Source organism: Clostridium sp. AF12-41, assembly GCF_003461685.1.
In the GTDB taxonomy this organism is placed as follows: Bacteria; Bacillota; Clostridia; order Lachnospirales; family Lachnospiraceae; genus Otoolea; species Otoolea fessa.
Map to the genome: position 1 here is coordinate 745,513 of NZ_QTXO01000001.1, position 18,091 is coordinate 763,603.

14 protein-coding genes are annotated in these 18,091 nt (G+C 49.9%); 3 read left to right on the top strand and 11 right to left on the bottom strand.

The genetic code is table 11. The features are described from left to right. Positions 1-34 precede the first annotated feature (34 nt). The 5 genes from deoD to DWV73_RS03245 all read right to left on the bottom strand — a co-directional run bounded on the left by deoD (position 35) and on the right by DWV73_RS03245 (position 6,878). Positions 35-757, bottom strand: a complete 723-nt coding sequence (deoD, locus tag DWV73_RS03225) for a purine-nucleoside phosphorylase (protein WP_117795661.1) — start codon at positions 755-757, stop codon at positions 35-37. A gap of 53 nt (positions 758-810) precedes the next feature. After that, on the bottom strand, positions 811-3,054 hold the full coding sequence (locus DWV73_RS03230) for a DNA topoisomerase (ATP-hydrolyzing) (protein ID WP_117795663.1): 2,244 nt from the start codon (positions 3,052-3,054) through the stop codon (positions 811-813). Between the two features lie 85 nt (positions 3,055-3,139). Continuing rightward, positions 3,140-5,059, bottom strand: coding sequence for a DNA gyrase subunit B (locus DWV73_RS03235; RefSeq protein ID WP_117795665.1), 1,920 nt, complete (start codon positions 5,057-5,059; stop codon positions 3,140-3,142). A gap of 421 nt (positions 5,060-5,480) precedes the next feature. After that, positions 5,481-6,266: a ZIP family metal transporter gene (locus tag DWV73_RS03240; RefSeq protein WP_117795818.1), complete on the bottom strand. Its 786-nt coding sequence runs from the start codon at positions 6,264-6,266 to the stop codon at positions 5,481-5,483. A gap of 375 nt (positions 6,267-6,641) precedes the next feature. After that, positions 6,642-6,878, bottom strand: a complete 237-nt coding sequence (locus DWV73_RS03245; RefSeq protein WP_022360338.1) for a hypothetical protein — start codon at positions 6,876-6,878, stop codon at positions 6,642-6,644. Between the two features lie 237 nt (positions 6,879-7,115). Here DWV73_RS03245 and DWV73_RS03250 point away from each other — a divergent pair, with 237 nt between their 5' ends. Continuing rightward, a complete protein-coding gene (locus DWV73_RS03250) occupies positions 7,116-8,495 on the top strand; it encodes an MATE family efflux transporter (protein ID WP_117795667.1) in 1,380 nt (459 codons plus the stop codon). Positions 8,496-8,672: 177 nt separating this feature from the next. On the opposite strand, the gene DWV73_RS13070 is transcribed toward DWV73_RS03250, so the two are convergent. From DWV73_RS13070 to secG, 5 genes are all read right to left on the bottom strand, one after another. Then, positions 8,673-8,801, bottom strand: a complete 129-nt coding sequence (locus DWV73_RS13070) for a hypothetical protein (protein WP_270523488.1) — start codon at positions 8,799-8,801, stop codon at positions 8,673-8,675. Beyond that, the gene (hcp, locus tag DWV73_RS03260; RefSeq protein WP_181986198.1) at positions 8,798-10,390 is read right to left on the bottom strand and encodes a hydroxylamine reductase; all 1,593 of its coding nucleotides are present in this window, start codon (positions 10,388-10,390) and stop codon (positions 8,798-8,800) included. Before hcp ends, DWV73_RS13070 begins: the two co-directional genes overlap by 4 nt. Before the next feature lie 285 nt (positions 10,391-10,675). Beyond that, a complete protein-coding gene (smpB, locus tag DWV73_RS03265) occupies positions 10,676-11,140 on the bottom strand; it encodes an SsrA-binding protein SmpB (protein WP_107000032.1) in 465 nt (154 codons plus the stop codon). Positions 11,141-11,189: 49 nt separating this feature from the next. Further along, positions 11,190-13,295: a ribonuclease R gene (gene rnr, locus DWV73_RS03270; RefSeq protein WP_117795822.1), complete on the bottom strand. Its 2,106-nt coding sequence runs from the start codon at positions 13,293-13,295 to the stop codon at positions 11,190-11,192. A 721-nt stretch (positions 13,296-14,016) separates the two neighbouring features. Continuing rightward, the gene (secG, locus tag DWV73_RS03275) at positions 14,017-14,253 is read right to left on the bottom strand and encodes a preprotein translocase subunit SecG (RefSeq protein ID WP_107000428.1); all 237 of its coding nucleotides are present in this window, start codon (positions 14,251-14,253) and stop codon (positions 14,017-14,019) included. A gap of 249 nt (positions 14,254-14,502) precedes the next feature. Here secG and DWV73_RS03280 point away from each other — a divergent pair, with 249 nt between their 5' ends. Together DWV73_RS03280 and DWV73_RS03285 are read left to right on the top strand one after the other, a co-directional pair. Beyond that, complete coding sequence (locus DWV73_RS03280) at positions 14,503-16,218, top strand: hypothetical protein (protein ID WP_022358765.1); 1,716 nt, start codon at positions 14,503-14,505, stop codon at positions 16,216-16,218. Between the two features lie 7 nt (positions 16,219-16,225). Continuing rightward, the gene (locus DWV73_RS03285; protein WP_117795671.1) at positions 16,226-17,236 is read left to right on the top strand and encodes a nucleoid-associated protein; all 1,011 of its coding nucleotides are present in this window, start codon (positions 16,226-16,228) and stop codon (positions 17,234-17,236) included. 67 nt (positions 17,237-17,303) lie between these two features. Here DWV73_RS03285 and DWV73_RS03290 read toward each other — a convergent pair whose 3' ends face one another. Beyond that, positions 17,304-18,032, bottom strand: coding sequence for a histidine phosphatase family protein (locus tag DWV73_RS03290; RefSeq protein ID WP_117795673.1), 729 nt, complete (start codon positions 18,030-18,032; stop codon positions 17,304-17,306). Positions 18,033-18,091: the final 59 nt, after the last annotated feature.

Genomic DNA, 18,091 nt, shown 5'->3' on the forward strand with positions numbered 1-18,091 from the left:
TTTTCTCTTCAAATTCTACTTTTACCAGCTTATCTTACACCAGATCCAGCGCCACTTCCATCATATTGGTAAACGTCTTCTCGCGTTCTTCTGCCGTCGTCGCCTCTCCGGTCACTGCCGAATCCGATACGGTCAGGATACAGATCGCATTTGCGCCCGCATAGGCAGCGTTGCTGTAAAGTGCCGCCGACTCCATCTCCACTGCCAGAACGCCCATCTGCGCCCAGGTAGTCCCGGCCGGCTCAAGCGGCGGGTTGTAGAACATATCGGAACACAAAATATTACCGACATGATACTTTAAATTTCTCTTTTTCGCGGACTCAACTGCCTTTTCCAGCAGCTCATAGCTGCACACGCAGGAATAATCCCCCGGCAGGCGGAACTGTTTTACATAGTTGGATGTCGTACAGGAGCCCATCGCAAAAATAAGCTCGCGCACCTTTACCTCCGGACGCAGCGCACCGGCAGTTCCGATCCGGATCAGATTCCTGCATCCATAAAAATGAATCAGCTCATACGAATAAATTCCCATCGACGGACAGCCCATGCCGGTTCCCATGACAGACACGCGTTTGCCCTGATAATAGCCGGTATAACCGTACATATTTCTCGTTGTATTGAACTGTTTTGCATCCGTCAGAAAATGTTCTGCGATATACTTTGCCCGCAGCGGATCGCCCGGAAGCAGAATCGTCTCCGCAATCTCGCCCTGCTTTGCCCCGATATGAGGGGTCGGTGTGTTCTGAAGTTCAGCCATATGAAATACCTCCTTTTTTCGTAAATGTACTCTCGGAATCTTTCTGTTTGATTCTAGCTTCTCGCCCGGTTTCCCTTGCCATCGCGGTGCCCTATTTTCAAACGGCTCAAATGAACCGGTTTTTCTTTATACATAACGATCGGATCGTCCTCAGTGCCGTCCAGCAGATGGATTGCCTCCAGCGACTCGGTACGTCCCAGCTTGATGCCGCGCACACCTTTCGCATTCTTCTTCATCTCCGATATCTCCTCGATCGGGAATCGCAGGAAGATACCGCTGGTTGTCTGGATAACCGCCTCTCTCATGCCGTCCGACGGCTGTACCGAGAGAAGCATATCATTCTCCTGCAGCTTGGTCGCCGCCACTGTCCGGTTATTTGTCTCAAATTCCCCGCCCGGCACGATCTTGATCATCGCATCCTTCGTTGCAAATAATAGCTTCTGTCCCTTTAACTGCGCCACATTCACCACACAGACCGGACGTTCTTTGGTGCCATCAAATTTACTCAGGTTATCAATCGGCACGCCCTTATCGCGCAGCTTTCCAAACGGAATCTCCGTCACCTTCACCTGATGGAATGCACCCAGATCCGTAAACAATCCGATCTTATCCGTCGTATGGCACGGCAGTACATACACATTCTCCGTGTCCACTGTCTCCCGGTTCCGCTCGTAGATCGACGGTTCCAGAATCTTGCAGTAACCAAACTTGTCCAGCACGAACACGCCCGGTCTGGCGCTCTCCGCCGCCTCGTCATACACCGCCTCGCGTCCATCCTCGATCTTCGTCCGGCGTTCCACTGCAAACTCTTCCTTGATTGACTGCAGATCTTCTTTAATCACCTCATCCATCGCCTCACGGCTGCCGAGAATCTTCTGGTATTCTTTGATCTTGCGAAGTGTCTCTTTGTACTCCTTCTGCAATGCCAAGATCTCCAGGCCAATCAGTTTATAGAGACGCATTTCCAGAATCGCAGATGCCTGTTTCTCCGTAAAATGAAGCTTCTTGGCGTCTTCCTCAAATCCCGGTGTGCGGAACTGGATTTTGGAAATATCGCCCTCCATCAGGCAGGCTTTCGCATCTTTCAGATTCTTCGAACCGCGCAGGATCGCGATAATCAGATCGATGCAGTCGCAGGCTGTGATCAGACCTTCCTTGATCTCCTTCTTCTCCTGTTCCTTTTCCAGAAGTACCTGATACTTGCGGGTATTATTTTCATACTGGAAATCCAGGTAATTCTTTAAGATTCCCTTTAAATTCAGCGTCTCCGGGCGTCCATTCGTGATCGCCAGCATATTGACGCCGAATGTATCCTCCAGTTTTGTCTTTTTATACAAAATATTCTGGATTTTCTCAATATCCGCATCTTTCTTGAGTTCCAGAACAATCCGGATTCCTTCTTTATTCGATTGGTTGGAAATATCCACCACATCGGCAAGTTTCTTGGACTCAACCAGATCTGCGATATCCGACAGACATTTATTGATGCCCGCGCCGATCATCGTGTACGGAATCTCCGTGATTATCAGCTTGTCCCGGTCAGAACGGCGTTTTCCAAGCTCCACCTCCATCCGGGCACGCAGCTTGATGCGCCCCATTCCCGTCTCATAGATCGCCGGAAGCTCACTCTTATTCGCAATGATGCCGCCTGTCGGGAAATCCGGTCCCTTTAAGACGCTCAGAAGCGCTTCCGTCTCCATCTCCGGCTGATCGATATACGCCATCACCGTATCGATGACCTCGCCCAGATTGTGTGGCGGAATGCTGGTACTCATGCCGACCGCAATTCCCTCGGCACCGTTAATCAGAAGATTCGGCACACGGACCGGCAGAACCTCCGGCTCTTTCTCCGTCTCATCGTAGTTCGGCACAAAGCGGACGGTCTTATCCAAATCCTTTAAATATACTTCCTCCGCAAACTTCTGGAGACGCGCCTCCGTGTAACGCATCGCCGCCGCCCCGTCGCCCTCGATGGAACCAAAGTTTCCATGTCCGTCTACCAGCGGCATTCCTTTCTTAAAATTCTGGGAAAGCACGACCAGCGTCTCATAGATCGAACTGTCGCCGTGCGGGTGGTATTTACCCATCGTATCACCGACGATACGCGCCGATTTCCGGTGCGGCTTGTCATGCCCCAGATGCAGCTCCCCCATATCGTAAAGGACGCGGCGCTGTACCGGTTTCAAACCATCCCTCGCATCCGGGATGGCGCGGGCCGTGATGACACTCATCGAGTAGTTCATATAGCTGCGCTGCATTTCCTCTGAATATTCTGTCGTAATGATCGTTTCAGCCATTCTATTTTCTATCTCCTAAATTCCTGTCATATACTTTCATAATCGTAACTGTTCAGTGCCTTCACAGTCACTCATAATCTTTCTATTAAGCATCTATCTCCGCCTCATCCGCGTGATCGTAGATAAACTGCCGTCTCGGCGGCACGTCGCTTCCCATCAGCATCTCCGTGATCTCCGACGCCATTCGGGCATCCTCGATCTCCACACGCTTTAGCACACGGTTCTCCGGGTTTAACGTCGTCTCCCAGAGCTGTTCCGCATCCATCTCGCCCAGACCTTTGTAGCGCTGCAGGGTAAATTCCCCTGTGTGGGTTCTGCGGTAGCGCTCCAACGCTTTCTCATCGTATAGATACTCTTCTTTTCCCTTTTTCGGAATCACCTTAAATAACGGCGGCATCGCAATATATACGTGCCCGTTCTGAATCAATTCCGGCATAAAACGGTATAAGAAAGTCAGAAGCAGCGTATCAATATGGCTTCCGTCCACATCGGCATCCGTCATCAGGACGATCTTGTGGTAACGCAGCTTCGCAATATCGAAATCATTGCCATATCCTTCCGAAAAGCCGCAGCCGAACGCATTGATCATCGTCTTGATCTCGGCATTCGCCAACACCTTGTCCATCGAAGCTTTCTCCACATTTAAAATCTTGCCCCGGATCGGCAGGATCGCCTGATAGCGGCGGTTTCGTCCCATCTTAGCTGAACCGCCCGCGGAATCTCCCTCGACAATGAAAATCTCACATTTCTCTGCCTCGCGGCTCTCACAGTTTGCCAGCTTTCCGTTGCTGTCAAAGGAAAAACGGGATTTCGTCAGCATATTGGTCTTGGCGCGTTCCTCTGCCTTCCGGATCTTTGCAGATTTCTCCGCACAGGCGATGATCGCCTTCAATACCTCTAAATTCCGGTCAAAATAAAGCTGCAGCTCGTCCCCTGTCACGCTGAACACCGCTTTTGTCGCATCGGCACTCGCCAGCTTTGTCTTCGTCTGCCCCTCAAAGATCGGATCCGGATGCTTGACCGCCACAACCGCCGTCATGCCGTTTCTCGTATCCGGTCCTGTAAATTTTGTATCTTTTTCCTTCAGGATTCCCAGCTCTTTCGCATAGTTGTTGATCATCTGGGTAAAACGCGTCTTAAAGCCCGCCAGATGCGTGCCGCCCTCCTGTGTGAAAATATTGTTGCAGAAGCCGAGTACATTTTCCTCAAATGCATCGACAAACTGGAATGCCACTTCAACCTCGATCTGGTCGCTGACGCCCTTGAAATAAATCGGATCATGAATCGGCGTCTTCGTGCTGTTCAGCTCACGCACATACGCCACGATGCCGTCCGGCTCCGAATAAGTCACCTTTTCAGCCTCGCCCGCCCGCTTATTCTCATAAAGAATCGTCAGCTTTGGGTTCAGATATGCCGTCTCATGCAGGCGGCTCTTGAGCCAGTCCGCCTTGAACCGCGTTTTTTCAAAAATCTCCGGATCCGGCAGGAAATTGATCTCCGTTCCGGTCTCTCTTGTCTTTCCGACCACCGGCAGAAGACCATCGATCAGCTCAACCGTCGGGATGCCGCGCTCATACGCATCGTGATGAATCTGTCCATTCTTATATACATTGACCTCCAGATGCGCTGAGAGGGCGTTGACAACCGACGAACCGACGCCGTGCAGACCACCGCTCGTCTTGTACGCATTGTTGTCAAACTTGCCGCCCGCGTGCAAGGTCGAGAGTACGATTCGCTCCGCCGCCACACCCTTTTTATGCATCTCCACCGGAATACCGCGTCCATTGTCCCGGACGGTGCAGGAGCCGTCCGCCTCCAGCGTCACGCGGATCTGGGAACAGGCGCCCGCCAGGTGCTCATCGACCGAGTTGTCCACGATCTCATAGATCAGGTGATTCAGTCCCTTCGTTCCCACACTTCCTATATACATACCAGGACGCTTACGGACAGCCTCCAGCCCCTCCAGGACCGTTATGCTGTCCGCATCATACTGTGTTTTACCCATAGATTCATTCCTCCTGTGCCCGACCTGGGAATAATATTGGCTGCCATTTACACGTGTGATGCAAACGGCAGCTTTTATTTCACAGGTCAAGCTGATTTCTTCTACTTATAAAAATAATAATACATATCTATTTTATGACTTTGAAAAAAGTAGTAAACCGTTCTCATTCACTATAAAATATTAGTAACTGTTCAGTACCTTCACAGTCACGCGCAAAAAACCATTAAAAATTGCCTGCGGCAATGGGATTTTTGCATGCTGGTCCATGTTTTCGTACGGTCAGCGCAGTAAATGCGCGGACCTACTGAACAGCTACAAATATTATTACATAAATTCAAAAATTTTGCAATGCATTTTTTAGAACAAATGTTCGTCTCTTCTCTAGGCAACCAGATTCCATGCCAGCACTGGCAGCTTTCTTTTATCCCAGCGCCACATCCAGAATCATCATCAGCACAAATCCAACCGCAAATCCGATCGTTCCCATATCGGAATGACTGCCCTGCGCCGACTCTGGAATCAGTTCCTCCACAACCACGTAAATCATCGCCCCTGCTGCAAGCGCCAGGAGAACCGGCAGAACCGGTTCCAGATAGCGGTACGCGGCGATCGTCGCAAGCGCCCCGATCGGCTCGACGATACCGGAGAGTGTTCCCATCGCAAATGCCTTTTTCCGGCTCATCCCTGACTCACTCCGAAGTGGCAGGGAAATGATCGCTCCCTCCGGGAAGTTCTGAATCGCGATTCCAAGCGAAAGCGCCAGCGCCGCTGCAAGCGTGATACCGCTCTTTTCTGCTAAGAATCCGGCAAACACCACTCCGACTGCCATGCCCTCCGGGATATTGTGAAGTGTGACCGCCAGAACCAGCATCGTCGTCTTCTTGAGCCCGCACACATGCCCCTCCGGCTCATCACTTCCCAGATGCAGATGCGGGATCACACGATCCAGCAAAAGCAGCATCAGAATACCCACCATAAAACCAATGGATGCCGGCAGAAATGCCAGATGCCCCATCGCTTCGCACATATTCATCGACGGAATTAAAAGTGACCAGACCGACGCCGCCACCATCACCCCCGATGCGAATCCCAGAAGCGTTTTCTGGATGATCGGCTTTAACTCATTTTTCAAAAAAAAGACGCAGGCTGCTCCCGCCGTCGTACCGACAAACGGAATCAAAACCCCAAGAAGCGTATTTTGATCCATATTCATTCCTTTCTTTTTCTTTTTAAATATCTGAACGGTTCTTTTCCCGGAACCTCGTTTTTTTTCTTCTATTTCTCTTTGATGTACCGGGTCGTTCAAAGAAGTCATCTCAAGTTCCTCTGATTGAATATTCCTATTGTAGCATATGCGCCTTTCTTTTGCACGGTTCCTTTTTATCATTAAGCCAGTTTCATCCACCAATCCCGGCTCAAATCCGATTCAAACAACCCTCTGTTTATACATCGGCATTCTTTCATATGTTTCTCGTTTGCAAACGTCTTTCCGCAAACAAAAAAAGAGAACCAAAAATCAGGATGTCCCTAATTTCCAGTTCTCTTTTCATTCTTTGAATACAATAATTTATCACTCTTTAATTTATTTCTGCTCAGAATTCTGTTTAATAAACTCATGAACATCGTTTACGCTTAAATTGCTCTCTTCGATCGCATCCAGTAATTCGCTTAATTCAGCTTTACGAATCTCAGCCGCTAATTCCTTTTTCTCTGCTTTCAGAGCTTTAACGGTTTCTTCTAATTTAGCCAGCTTCTCTTCTACCGCTGCCAGCTTCTCTTTGTTTACTTCTAATGCAGAACGTTTCGGTCCTCTCGGCATAATACATACCCCTTTCGTTTTCTTTGAGAATAGCACAAATCTCTTATTTGTGCAATATCGATTCGTTTAAAAACCAAGTTTTTCATCAATCAGAGTAATCTCCATTTCAATAAAACGCATTTTTTGATAATATACTTCCTTTTTGAATCTCTTTTGAATGACTTTCTCTCTGGACAAATTTCTTTTTTCTTATTATAATATCAGATTGTATCCAAACGCAAGAAAAAAGGAGTTTGTATGAGTGCTTCCAATACACAGAACGATTTTTCCAAAGGAAGTATCGTTAAAAATATCATGAATCTCGCGATCCCGATGACGTTGGCGCAGCTTATCAATGTCCTGTACAACATCGTTGACCGCATCTACATCGGACGCATACCCGATCATGCCACCCTATCTTTGACCGGCATCGGGCTTTCGCTGCCGATCATCACGCTCGTCATCGCATTTGCCAACCTGTTTGGCATGGGCGGCGCGCCGCTCTGCTCAATTGAGCGCGGACGCGGGGATATCAAAGAAGCCGAGGCGATCATGGGAAATTCCTTCTCCATGATGGTTATTTCCGGTATGCTTCTGACCGTACTCTGCCTGATATTCCGCAAACCAATGCTGTATCTGTTCGGAGCCAGCGACGCTACTTATCCATATGCGGACGCCTACATTACAATCTATCTGCTCGGCAGCCTGTTCGTGATGGTCGGACTCGGCATGAACTCGTTCATCAATTCACAGGGATTCGGGCGCATCGGCATGATGACCGTCCTTTTGGGCGCTGCCGCCAATATCCTGCTCGACCCGATTTTTATCTTTATGCTTCACATGGGAATCCGCGGCGCGGCGCTCGCCACCATCCTGTCGCAGCTTCTCTCTGCCATCTGGATTCTGCGGTTTTTAACCAGTGACAAAACAATTCTGAAACTGAGACGTTCTTCGATGCGCCTTTCCGCACGGAGGGTCCGGAAAATCGTCGGACTCGGTCTGTCCGGTTTCACGATGGCGATCACCAACTGCACCGTCCAGATCATGTGCAACGCAACCTTACAGGTATACGGCGGCGATCTCTACGTCGGTGTTATGACCGTTATCAACTCCATCCGTGAAATTGCAACTCTTCCGGTAACCGGCGTTACCCACAGCGCTCAGCCGGTGCTCGGTTTCAATTATGGGGCAAAAGAATACGGCCGCGTTAAAAAGGCAATCGTCTTTACCTCTTTTATTGCAATTTTATATACGACCGGTATCTGGCTGATCGTCGATGGTTTCCCAGCATTCTTTATCCGCATTTTTAATCAGGATGCAGAACTCATTGCGGCAGGTATTCCGGCGATCCGCTTATACTTTTTCGGATTCTTTATGATGTCGCTCCAATTCTCCGGACAGTCGATTTTCGTCGGTCTGGGCGAATCCAAAAAAGCGATCTTTTTCTCTATTTTCCGAAAAGTAATTATCGTTGTTCCGCTGACTCTCCTGCTGCCAGGTATGTTCGGAATGGGAACCAACGGCGTATTCGCCGCCGAACCAATTTCCAACTTTATCGGCGGAATTGCCTGCTTTGGAACGATGCTCTTTACCATCTGGCGGAAATTGACGAAACTGCAAAAACAGGAGGCAGTTTAAAATATATCGCACAAGCCTGTAAATAAAAAGCAGCTGTAAAACAGATATTTCTTTGAATTTCTTTATCTGTTTTATAGCTGCCTTTTTATTTATACTTTTTTGCGGCGGTTCTGCGTCCTTATTATATTATCACGACTTCTTTTTATCTATTTCCTTTTTCATCGAATATCCGCTTAATTATTCCGTTGTCTCATACGCATACAGAATCGTCCGAGCATTGTCAAATTCATAGCTGCACGTTACAAAAGAATAGAGACGTACAATTATCCCCTCGATCGGGGCTTTTGCACTCGCGCCCAATATCATCTGTGCAGATCCTCCTCCGGTGTGCTGATCGGTGCAATGTTATAATTTTCCACCAGATACTGCAGCACATTCGGAGAGATAAATGCCGGAAGGGACGGTCCGAGGAGAATATTTTTGATCCCCAGATGAAGCAGTGTCAGCAGGATACACACTGCTTTCTGCTCATACCAGGAGAGCACCATGGAAAGCGGCAGATCGTTGACACCGCAGTCAAATGCTTCTGCCAGTGCCACCGCAACCTTGATGGCGCTGTAAGCGTCGTTGCACTGTCCCATATCCATTATTCTCGGAAGACCGCCAATCGTACCCAGATCCAGATCATTGAACCGGTATTTGCCGCAGGCAAGGGTCAGAACAATGCTGTCTGCCGGTGTCTGCTTTACAAATTCGGTATAATAATTGCGTCCCGGCTTGGCACCGTCACATCCGCCGACCAGGAAGAAATGTTTGATGGCTCCCGATTTAACGGCATCGATGACCGTATCCGCCACTGAAAGAACCGCATGGTGGGAAAATCCAGTCATGACTGTTTTGCCGCCGTTTATGCCTGTAAAATGCATATCCTCAGGATAACCGCCCAGTGAAAGTGCCTTTTCAATAACCGGCGTAAAATCTCTCTCTTTGCCGATGTGTACCATTTCCGGATAGGACACGACTTCCGTCGTAAACACCCGGTCGGCATAGCTCTTTTTCGGAGGCATCAGGCAGTTCGTCGTAAAGAGAACCGGAGCCGGAATATCTGCAAATTCCTTCTGCTGGTTCTGCCATGCCGTGCCGAAATTGCCCTTCAGGTGAAGATACTTTTTCAGTTCCGGATAAGCGTGCGCCGGAAGCATTTCACCGTGAGTGTAGATGTTGATGCCCTTATCTTTCGTCTGCTCAAGGAGCTGTTTTAAATCGTATAAATCATGGCCGCTGATAACGATAAACGGGCCTTTCTCCACGGTCAGAGACACCTGCGTCGGAACAGGATTTCCATAAGTCTCGGTGTTGGCTCGATCCAGAAGCGCCATGCACTTGAGGTTGATTTCACCCACTTCCAGGACAATCGGAAGCAGCTCGTCCATGCCCCAGTCATCCATGCCGATCGCAAAGAGCGCCTTAAAAAAGAAGCGATTGATCGTGTCATCGGTATATCCCAGAACGGCCGCGTGGTAAGCATACGCCGCAACGCCGCGGATTCCGAACAAAATCAGCGATTTCAGAGAACGGACATCCTCGTCTGCCTCCCAGAGATTATTCATATCATAATTGTTATTTTTGCCGCAGGAGACCGTGCACACGAAACAATCAGGCACCAGGCGTTCTCTCTCTTTTTCAACCCGACGGATCAATTCAGTGATGGTGTCATTGTTAAAATTCACATTTGTTACCGTGGTAAACAATCCTTCCAATACAAGTCTGCTGGTATCCCCGGTAATCAGGTATTCATTGCCTTCCGTCGCTCTTGCAAGACCAATCAGCGCACCCGTCAGCTTATCCTGCAGCCTGGCGGTGTCCGCTCTCTTGCCGCACACACCGGCATTGCCGGTACAGGCCGTACAGCCTGCCGTCTGCTCACACTGGTAACAAAACATTTTCCGCTCCATACTTTATAACTCCTTTTCGTTGTTCTGCAATCAACTGCCATTATTTCTAACCTGCGGCACCCTCACGTTCAAGAACACATTCGCGCACTTCCAGGCTTCCGGCTTTTTGTCTTTCTTAGCTTTACAAGCGTATTATAAAAAAATACCGGCAGAAATTCAGTTGTTTTTACAACGAAACAGAAATTTAAGTTCAAAAGAATATTTAGCCGCAAAAATACCGACCTCCAATCGTTAGATTTTTAGGTCTAACATTTGGAAGTCGGTACATAGATGGAATCTTTTCTTTTATTTCTGTCTCGCCTTAAACGCCCGGTCAATCTCCCGCTTCGCGTCCTTTTTCGCCAGATCGTCTCTCTTATCATACAGCTTCTTACCACGTGCCAGACCAATCTCCACTTTTACGAGACTTCCTTTAAAATACACCTGCAGCGGTACCAGCGTGTATCCTTTTTCTTTGATCATCGACATCAGGCGGCGGATCTCCAGTTTGTGAAGAAGGAGTTTCCGCACACGCAGCGGATCTTTATTAAAGATATTTCCCTTCTCATATGGACTGATATGCATGCCGAATACATACACCTGACCGTCGCTCTCGATCTTGATAAATGCTTCCTTGATGCTGCATTTACCCATGCGGATCGATTTAACCTCGGTACCGAACAACTCAATCCCGGCTTCGAATTTATCATCAATAAAATAATCATGGTAGGCTTTCTTATTGTTCGCCACCATCTTGATTCCTGCTCCCATTTTAATCCCTCTTTTCCTCTCTACTTTTTACATCTTATTTTACAATCTCCTACTTCCAGTACACTGCCGGCATAAAATCAATCGTCCTCGCATACCGGTCGCACGCAGTCACGCGGACGCGGATGGTCTGACCGAGTTTGTACGTCTTTCTCGTCATCTCTCCGACCAGCTCATAGTGTGCTTCGTCAAATACGAAATAGTCGCCGCGCAGTTCATTGACATGAACTAATCCTTCAACCGTGTTCGGCAGCTCGACATAGAAGCCCCAGTTGGTGACACCGGAAATGACTCCCTCGAATTCTTCTCCGATGTAATGTTCCATGTACTGGACTTTCTTCATCTTATCGGTTTCGCGCTCGGCTTCGTCAGCGCGGCGCTCCAGGGCCGAGGTCTGGACTGCCACTTCCGGCAGGATTTTCTCAAAATGGGCGGTTTTTCGCGCATCCATATTGCCGTGGAGGCATTCTTTGATGATCCGGTGGATCTGCAGATCCGGATAACGGCGGATCGGGGAGGTGAAATGGGTATAGTATTTCGCCGCCAATCCAAAATGACCGGAGTTCAAGGTCGAATATTTCGCCTGTTTCATGGAGCGCAGCGTCAGACGGCTGAGCAATGCCTCCTCCGGCGTGCCCTCTATCTTTTCAAGCAGCTTTTGCAGCTCTTTCGGATGGACTTCGCCGCCCGGCATCCGCAATGTATATCCGAAGTTGTTGATGAACGTGCCTAGTTTCGCCATCTTCTCCTCATCCGGTTTCTCATGGATTCGGTAGAGGAACGGAATTTCCTGCCAATAATAGTCCTCGGCTACCGTATCATTTGCCATCAGCATGAAATCCTCGATAAGCTTCGTCGCCGCGTTGCGCTCATACGGCTTGATCTCGATCGGGCGTCCTTTGGCGTCGAGTAAAATCTTGCTCTCTGGAAAGTCGAAGTCGATCGCACCGCGCTCCTGGCGTCTCTTGCAAAGAAGCTGCGAAAGTTCTTTCATTTGCAGGAATAAATCCACAAATTCCTTATATTTCTCCTTTGTCTCTGCATCATCATCCGTGATGATCGCATTGACCGCCGTATACGTCATCCGGCGATCGACGCGGATCAATGTCTCTGCAATCTCATGTCCGAGCACGACGCCTTTGTCATTGATCTCCATGATACAGCTCAGCGCCAGGCGATCCTCGCCCTGATTCAGGGAACAGATACCGTTTGAGAGTTTATGCGGCAGCATCGGAATGACGCGGTCGGTCAGATACACGCTCGTTCCGCGCTTTAATGCCTCGCGATCAAGCGGGCTGCCCTCGCGGACATAATGGGTCACATCCGCGATGTGTACACCGAGCCGGTAACCCTGCTCCGTCTTCTCCAGCGTGATCGCATCGTCGAGATCTTTCGCTTCCTCACCATCAATCGTGACTGTCGGCAGATCGCGCAGATCCTTGCGTCCCGCCTTGTCCTCCTCGCGGACGGCATCCGGGATCTCTTCAAGCTGCGCCATGACCTCCGGCGGAAATTCTTCCGGCAGACCGTATGCTTTCACGATCGATAAAATATCGACTCCCGGATCGTTCATATGTCCGAGAATGCTGGTGATCACGCCCTCCGGCTTCTTATCCGGGCTGTTTCCGTAATCCTTGATCTTCACGATAACCTTATGACCGGTCACCGCACCCGCGTCACACCCCTGGGGGATGAAAATGTCGCGTGAAATCCGTGGATTGTCCGGGATCACAAAGCCGAAACCGCCGTTTTTCTCATACAGACCGACCAGCTCCTGATTGGCGTGCTCCAGGATCCGCACGATACTTCCCTCAGCCCTGTGTCCGCCGTTGCTCTCCTGCTCAATCACAACCAGCACCTTATCGCCGTGCATCGCGCCCTTTGTTTTTTCACGCGGAACGAACACATCCTGCTCACGTCCCTCGATTGTCACGAAACCGAAGCCCTTCGGGTGTCCCGAATAAATACCTGCCTCTGAAAACGTCTCCGGGCGACCCAGCTTGCCCTTGCGGGACATGCTGATTTTTCCCTCTTCCAGCAGATGATCGATAACCCGCTGCAGCTCCCGGCGCTGTTCCTTCGGAATATTTAAAAGAAGTGCCAGCTCCTTCAGCTTCATCGGCACGTATGCCGGTTCATTCATGACATCCTGAATCATCTTGCAGCGGCGGGTAAACTCCTCCTCGGAAGCGCCAGCATCCTCACACTTCTTCTCACCGCGCTTTTCGCGCTTCTTATCCATCTCACGTTCAAGCTTCCGATCACGGTCTTTCTTTCCCGCTTTATCCTTTTTCCGGCGCACCGATTCCTCTTTCGGACCTTTCGCACGCTCCGACTTTTTCTTCTTTTTTCCGTACCTCTCTTCCCACTCTCCGATCAGCCCATCCCCGTCAATCTGGCGCTGTACGCTGCTCTCCCGGCTTTCTCCGGACATTTTCTCTTCCCGCGCTTCTTCTTTCCGCATCGCAAACCGCTGTTCTGCATTTTTCCGGATCGTCTCCAGCATCTCATCCGAGAGCTTCATCTCCGTCTGCTGACGTTTTTCAAACGCCTCTCTTTCTCTCCTGCGATTTTCCGGCATTTTCTGTCCTTCCTCTTTCTGTGAAGCTGCCGCACTCTGCATCTGCGCCTGGCGCTTCTTCTGTTTTGCGTATTTCTGAGCCTCGCTTCTCTTTATTTTTCCCATGATTTTATCAAATATGTTCAAATCTATCTCACTTCTCTTTCTTAATTCACATTCTCGCACCATTTCCTATGAAAAAAAGCTGCCACGTCCAGCGCTCTCTGCCTCTCACCCCTGCATCTGCTCGGAAACCACCGGCAAATATCAGATTCAGGAAACAGATCCCGCTGCCACGCGACAGCCTCTTAAAGGTTCCTTACAGGAATTTCAAATTCAAAACTAATGCAAGGATCAGCCACAGAATTGCAGCATATTTGGTCAGCTTCTCCAGCTTTCCTTCCATAGAACGGCTTTTATTTCTGCCCCAGTAGCTGTCAGCCATACCGCCGATGGAACCGGACAGACCTGCCGATTTGCCCTCCTGCAGTAGGATTACCGCCGACAGGAATACACAGATAATAATAAATATGATCGTAAGGATCGTCTTGATCATCTTCGCACCTCCTGAATAAACATAGTAATCATAGCATATTTTCGGCGGAAGGACAACTGTTTTTTTCCCGACTTCAACCTGGGAATTTGCCGTATTTAAATGCGAAGCCACGGCAAATTCCGTTACCGGGCTTGATTTTATCTCTCGTCATGCGATACAATAGAGTTCTATCACATTTACAATCAGCGAAATCCTTTTTTCATGGGAACAGCTATTTTTTATCATAAAACGAGTCAGGAGGGTTCTATTTTGAAAAAATTCACTTCGGCGTTTGGGCGTCTGTTTCTCTCTGCCGTCCTTATTTTTCTGGTGTTCTACACCATGATGCCAGCCATCAATCTGCACGATCAGGATTTCATCGTATTCCTGATTATCTGCATTCTGATTGTACTGGCAGTCAACTTTATGGAAAGCATTCTCATATTCCTGAAAACAGTGCAGCAAAACCGCGGCGTTGAGATCGTGCGCGATCCTGTGACCGGACGGATGGTTCTGCGGCGCAAGTACGCCGACGCCTCCGGCAGTCCGTTTGCCGGTTTTAAGGCGATGGGACGCCCGTGCAAATATGGCACAATCGCAATCGCTGTCCTGATTTTCTTTTCCCTGATCGCCTCGGCGGCGGGCGTCCAGCTTTTTAATGCGTCCCGCTACCGCGATCTGATCACCGTTACCGAGGGCGATTTTGCCTCAGATGTCGCAGAGCTTGGCATGTCGCAGATCCCGGTCGTTGATAAGGATACCGCCTCCCGGCTCGGAAGCAAAAAGCTCGGTGAGATGACCGACCTGGTCTCCCAGTTTGAGATTCAGGAAAATTACACACAGATCAACTACAAGGGGACACCGTACCGCGTGACGCCTTTGCGCTATGCCGACCCGATCAAGTGGCTGTACAACCAGAAGAAGGGACTTCCGGCATACATTGCTGTCAATATGGTCGATCAGAATACCGATCTCGTCTGGCTGTCCTCCGGCATGAAGTATTCCACCAGTGAATATTTCTTCCGCAATATCAACCGCTACATCCGTTTCTGCTACCCAACACGGATGTTTGAGACGGTCTCCTTCGAGATCGACGACGATGGAAACCCATACTGGGTGGCGCCGACCATCGCCTACCGGATCGGCTGGTGGAACGGCAAGGACATCGACGGCGCGATCCTCGTCAATGCTGAGACCGGCGAATCTAAGTGGTACGCCAAGGCGGATGTCCCGCAGTGGATCGACCAGCTCTATGATTCGAACCTCATCATGGAACAGCTCGACGACAACGGCAGATTCCAGAATGGTTATTTAAACTCTATCTTCGGTCAGCGCGGCGTGCGTCGGACGACCTACGGCTACAACTATCTCGCCATCGACGACGATGTGTGGCTGTACACCGGCATGAGCTCTGTAACCTCAGATGAGTCGAACATTGGCTTCGTCCTCGTCAACCTGCGGACGAAAGAAACGAAATTTTACACCGTTCCGGGCGCCACCGAGCTCGCCGCAATGGATTCCGCGCGCGGACAGGTGCAGCACTTAAATTACAGTGCGACCTTCCCGCTTCTCTTAAATATTTCCGGACGACCGGCATATTTCATTTCCCTGAAAGATGCTGCAGGGCTTGTGAAAATGTATGCGTTCGTCGATGTCGCGCAGTACCAGATCGTCGGCACCGGACAGACGATCGATGAGGCGAAGCGCAATTACCGTGAGACGCTGGGACAGGAGGAAATCGAAGATCCGACTGCCAAGGAACCGGCGGCAAGCGAAACTGTCTCCGGCACGGTCGAGGCGATCGAGAATGTCGTCGTTTCCGGTAACACCTACTACTATTTCACGCTGACCGATGACCGCACCGACAGCGTCTACACCGCTGCGATCACCGTTTCCGAGCGGCTTCCGTTCGTGCAGGCAGGCGACTCCGTTTCCTTTGAGTGCGTCGAGAATGGTTCTACAAAAGAAGTTATAACCTGGAGGTAAGATAACATTGAAAAGTGAAGATATGATTTTAAAGGCAGCCATCGTGCACATCCTCGATTCTTCGGTGGGAATCCCGGTTCTCTCCGACCAGAGCATGGAGGTCGGACCCGATTTCTCCGACTTCCTGAAAGCGCATATCGAGAAAATAACGGAAAGTGACGATGTCAAGCACTGTACATTTGCAGAAGGATCCGAGGTCAAAGAGCTGCTGCAAAACTGCACCCCGGATAATTTCGTCGAGACGAGCAAACAGCTCGCCGAGCGCCTCTACGACATCATGAATGCGAATATTGACATTCCAGCCGCCGATGTGGCGATGACCGTGTTCGGCTGCAAGGGCAAGGATTATCTGGCATTCTTAAAGATGAACTACAAGACCTCCTACACACATCAGACCAGGGAAACGGACGGCGGCAACAGCAACGAGATCATTTTACAGCGCGCACTGCTTCCGGGACAGGGACAGCGCCTCTCCGAGGCGTTTGTCCTCGATCTCTCCGACGGCTCCCTGATTCTGGCTGAGAAAAAATATGAGGTCAACGGCGAAAAATGCTTCTATTTCTCCGAGCTCTTCCTCGAATGCCGCGCCCCGCTCTCCCAGAAATCCAAGCTCGACATCGTCACCCGCGCCGTCGATCAGGTTGCCAAAAAATATTACGGCGACGAGGATGCACAGAAAAAGATGGAAATCAAAGACATTATCTGTAATGAATTAGAGGAACAGGGCGAAATCAAGGTGTCCGAACTGCGCGAAAAAGTATTTCCCGGCAGCCCGGAGATGCTCGAGGAGCTGGATGAAAAACTCGACCGCTACAACCTCTCCTACGAGACGGTCGCGCCGAAAAATGAGCAGACGATCAAGAAATTCCAGAAACAGAAGCTGTACACTGACACCGGCATCGAGATCACGATCCCGATGGAAGAATACAGAAATCCCGACCATGTGGAGTTTATCACCAACATGGACGGGACAATCTCGGTGTTGATTAAAAATATTGGGATGCTGAGCAGTAAATAGCATCTCACACAAAATTTATTTATCGGCTGATTCAAACGATTGCGATACATAATAACAGAAACATCCATCAGTCATGCCGTTGATCAAACCGTGTATACACCTCACAGAACCGCGCCGCAAACGACGGCTCGCGTCCACCCGCATACAGATGAGAAACATCCCCAAAACGGCTCATGCGGAAGGATGCAACGCCGGAGCGGCGCTCTTCTGTATAGAGCACCGTCACCGACGACGGTGCCGCACAGGTTCCGTGCCAGAGCTGCATCGGAGAGATATTTAAAAGATGGGAAAGCAGGACGCACTCGACGCCAAAATGACAGAATAAAACAATCGTGTCCTCATTCGGTGCCACGGCCTGGTAAAACAATCCATTTCTCACATATCCGTGCCGTCTGAGCAGCCGGTCAAGCTCTCCAGTCACCCAGTCGTACTCTTCTTTTACATGGGCGTTCTGAAAGACTTCTGTTTCATGCCAGTGATCCTTATCAAAATACTTCGGCTCCGCCATCCACGCATCCGGCAGCCAGTCCCAGACACAGTGCCCGGAATCCTTTCCCGGATGTACCGCCTGCGGGGCAAATTCACGCAGCCAGCTGCAGGTTTCTGCCGTGCGGCAGGCTTTTTTTAAGGTCAGGGATGCCGTGTCCTTCGCACGCCCCAGCGGCGATACATAATAAGCCGCCACCGGAATCGGCGCCAGACGGTCTGCCAGAAGCTTTGCTTCCTCCCAGCCAGCTGGGGTCAGGGAATCAATTGAGTAATCAGGATCCGCATGGCGGACAATCAGAAGGCGCATAGGAAAACTCCTTTCGTAAAGAAATGGTACAAAACCAAAAAGCGCGGTGCTCATGACCA

Excerpts from the sequence above, each read along its gene's own strand:
- DWV73_RS03235 (WP_117795665.1), bottom strand. The coding sequence starts at position 5,059 with ATGGGTAAAACACAGTATGATGCGGACAGCATAACGGTCCTGGAGGGG.
- deoD (WP_117795661.1), bottom strand. The coding sequence starts at position 757 with ATGGCTGAACTTCAGAACACACCGACCCCTCATATCGGGGCAAAGCAG.
- DWV73_RS03240 (WP_117795818.1), bottom strand. The coding sequence starts at position 6,266 with ATGGATCAAAATACGCTTCTTGGGGTTTTGATTCCGTTTGTCGGTACG.
- DWV73_RS03230 (WP_117795663.1), bottom strand. The coding sequence starts at position 3,054 with ATGGCTGAAACGATCATTACGACAGAATATTCAGAGGAAATGCAGCGC.
- rnr (WP_117795822.1), bottom strand. The coding sequence starts at position 13,295 with ATGATTCAGGATGTCATGAATGAACCGGCATACGTGCCGATGAAGCTG.
- DWV73_RS03245 (WP_022360338.1), bottom strand. The coding sequence starts at position 6,878 with ATGCCGAGAGGACCGAAACGTTCTGCATTAGAAGTAAACAAAGAGAAG.
- DWV73_RS03250 (WP_117795667.1), top strand. The coding sequence starts at position 7,116 with ATGAGTGCTTCCAATACACAGAACGATTTTTCCAAAGGAAGTATCGTT.
- DWV73_RS13070 (WP_270523488.1), bottom strand. The coding sequence starts at position 8,801 with ATGATATTGGGCGCGAGTGCAAAAGCCCCGATCGAGGGGATAATTGTA.
- DWV73_RS03290 (WP_117795673.1), bottom strand. The coding sequence starts at position 18,032 with ATGCGCCTTCTGATTGTCCGCCATGCGGATCCTGATTACTCAATTGAT.
- smpB (WP_107000032.1), bottom strand. The coding sequence starts at position 11,140 with ATGGGAGCAGGAATCAAGATGGTGGCGAACAATAAGAAAGCCTACCAT.
- secG (WP_107000428.1), bottom strand. The coding sequence starts at position 14,253 with ATGATCAAGACGATCCTTACGATCATATTTATTATTATCTGTGTATTC.
- hcp (WP_181986198.1), bottom strand. The coding sequence starts at position 10,390 with ATGGAGCGGAAAATGTTTTGTTACCAGTGTGAGCAGACGGCAGGCTGT.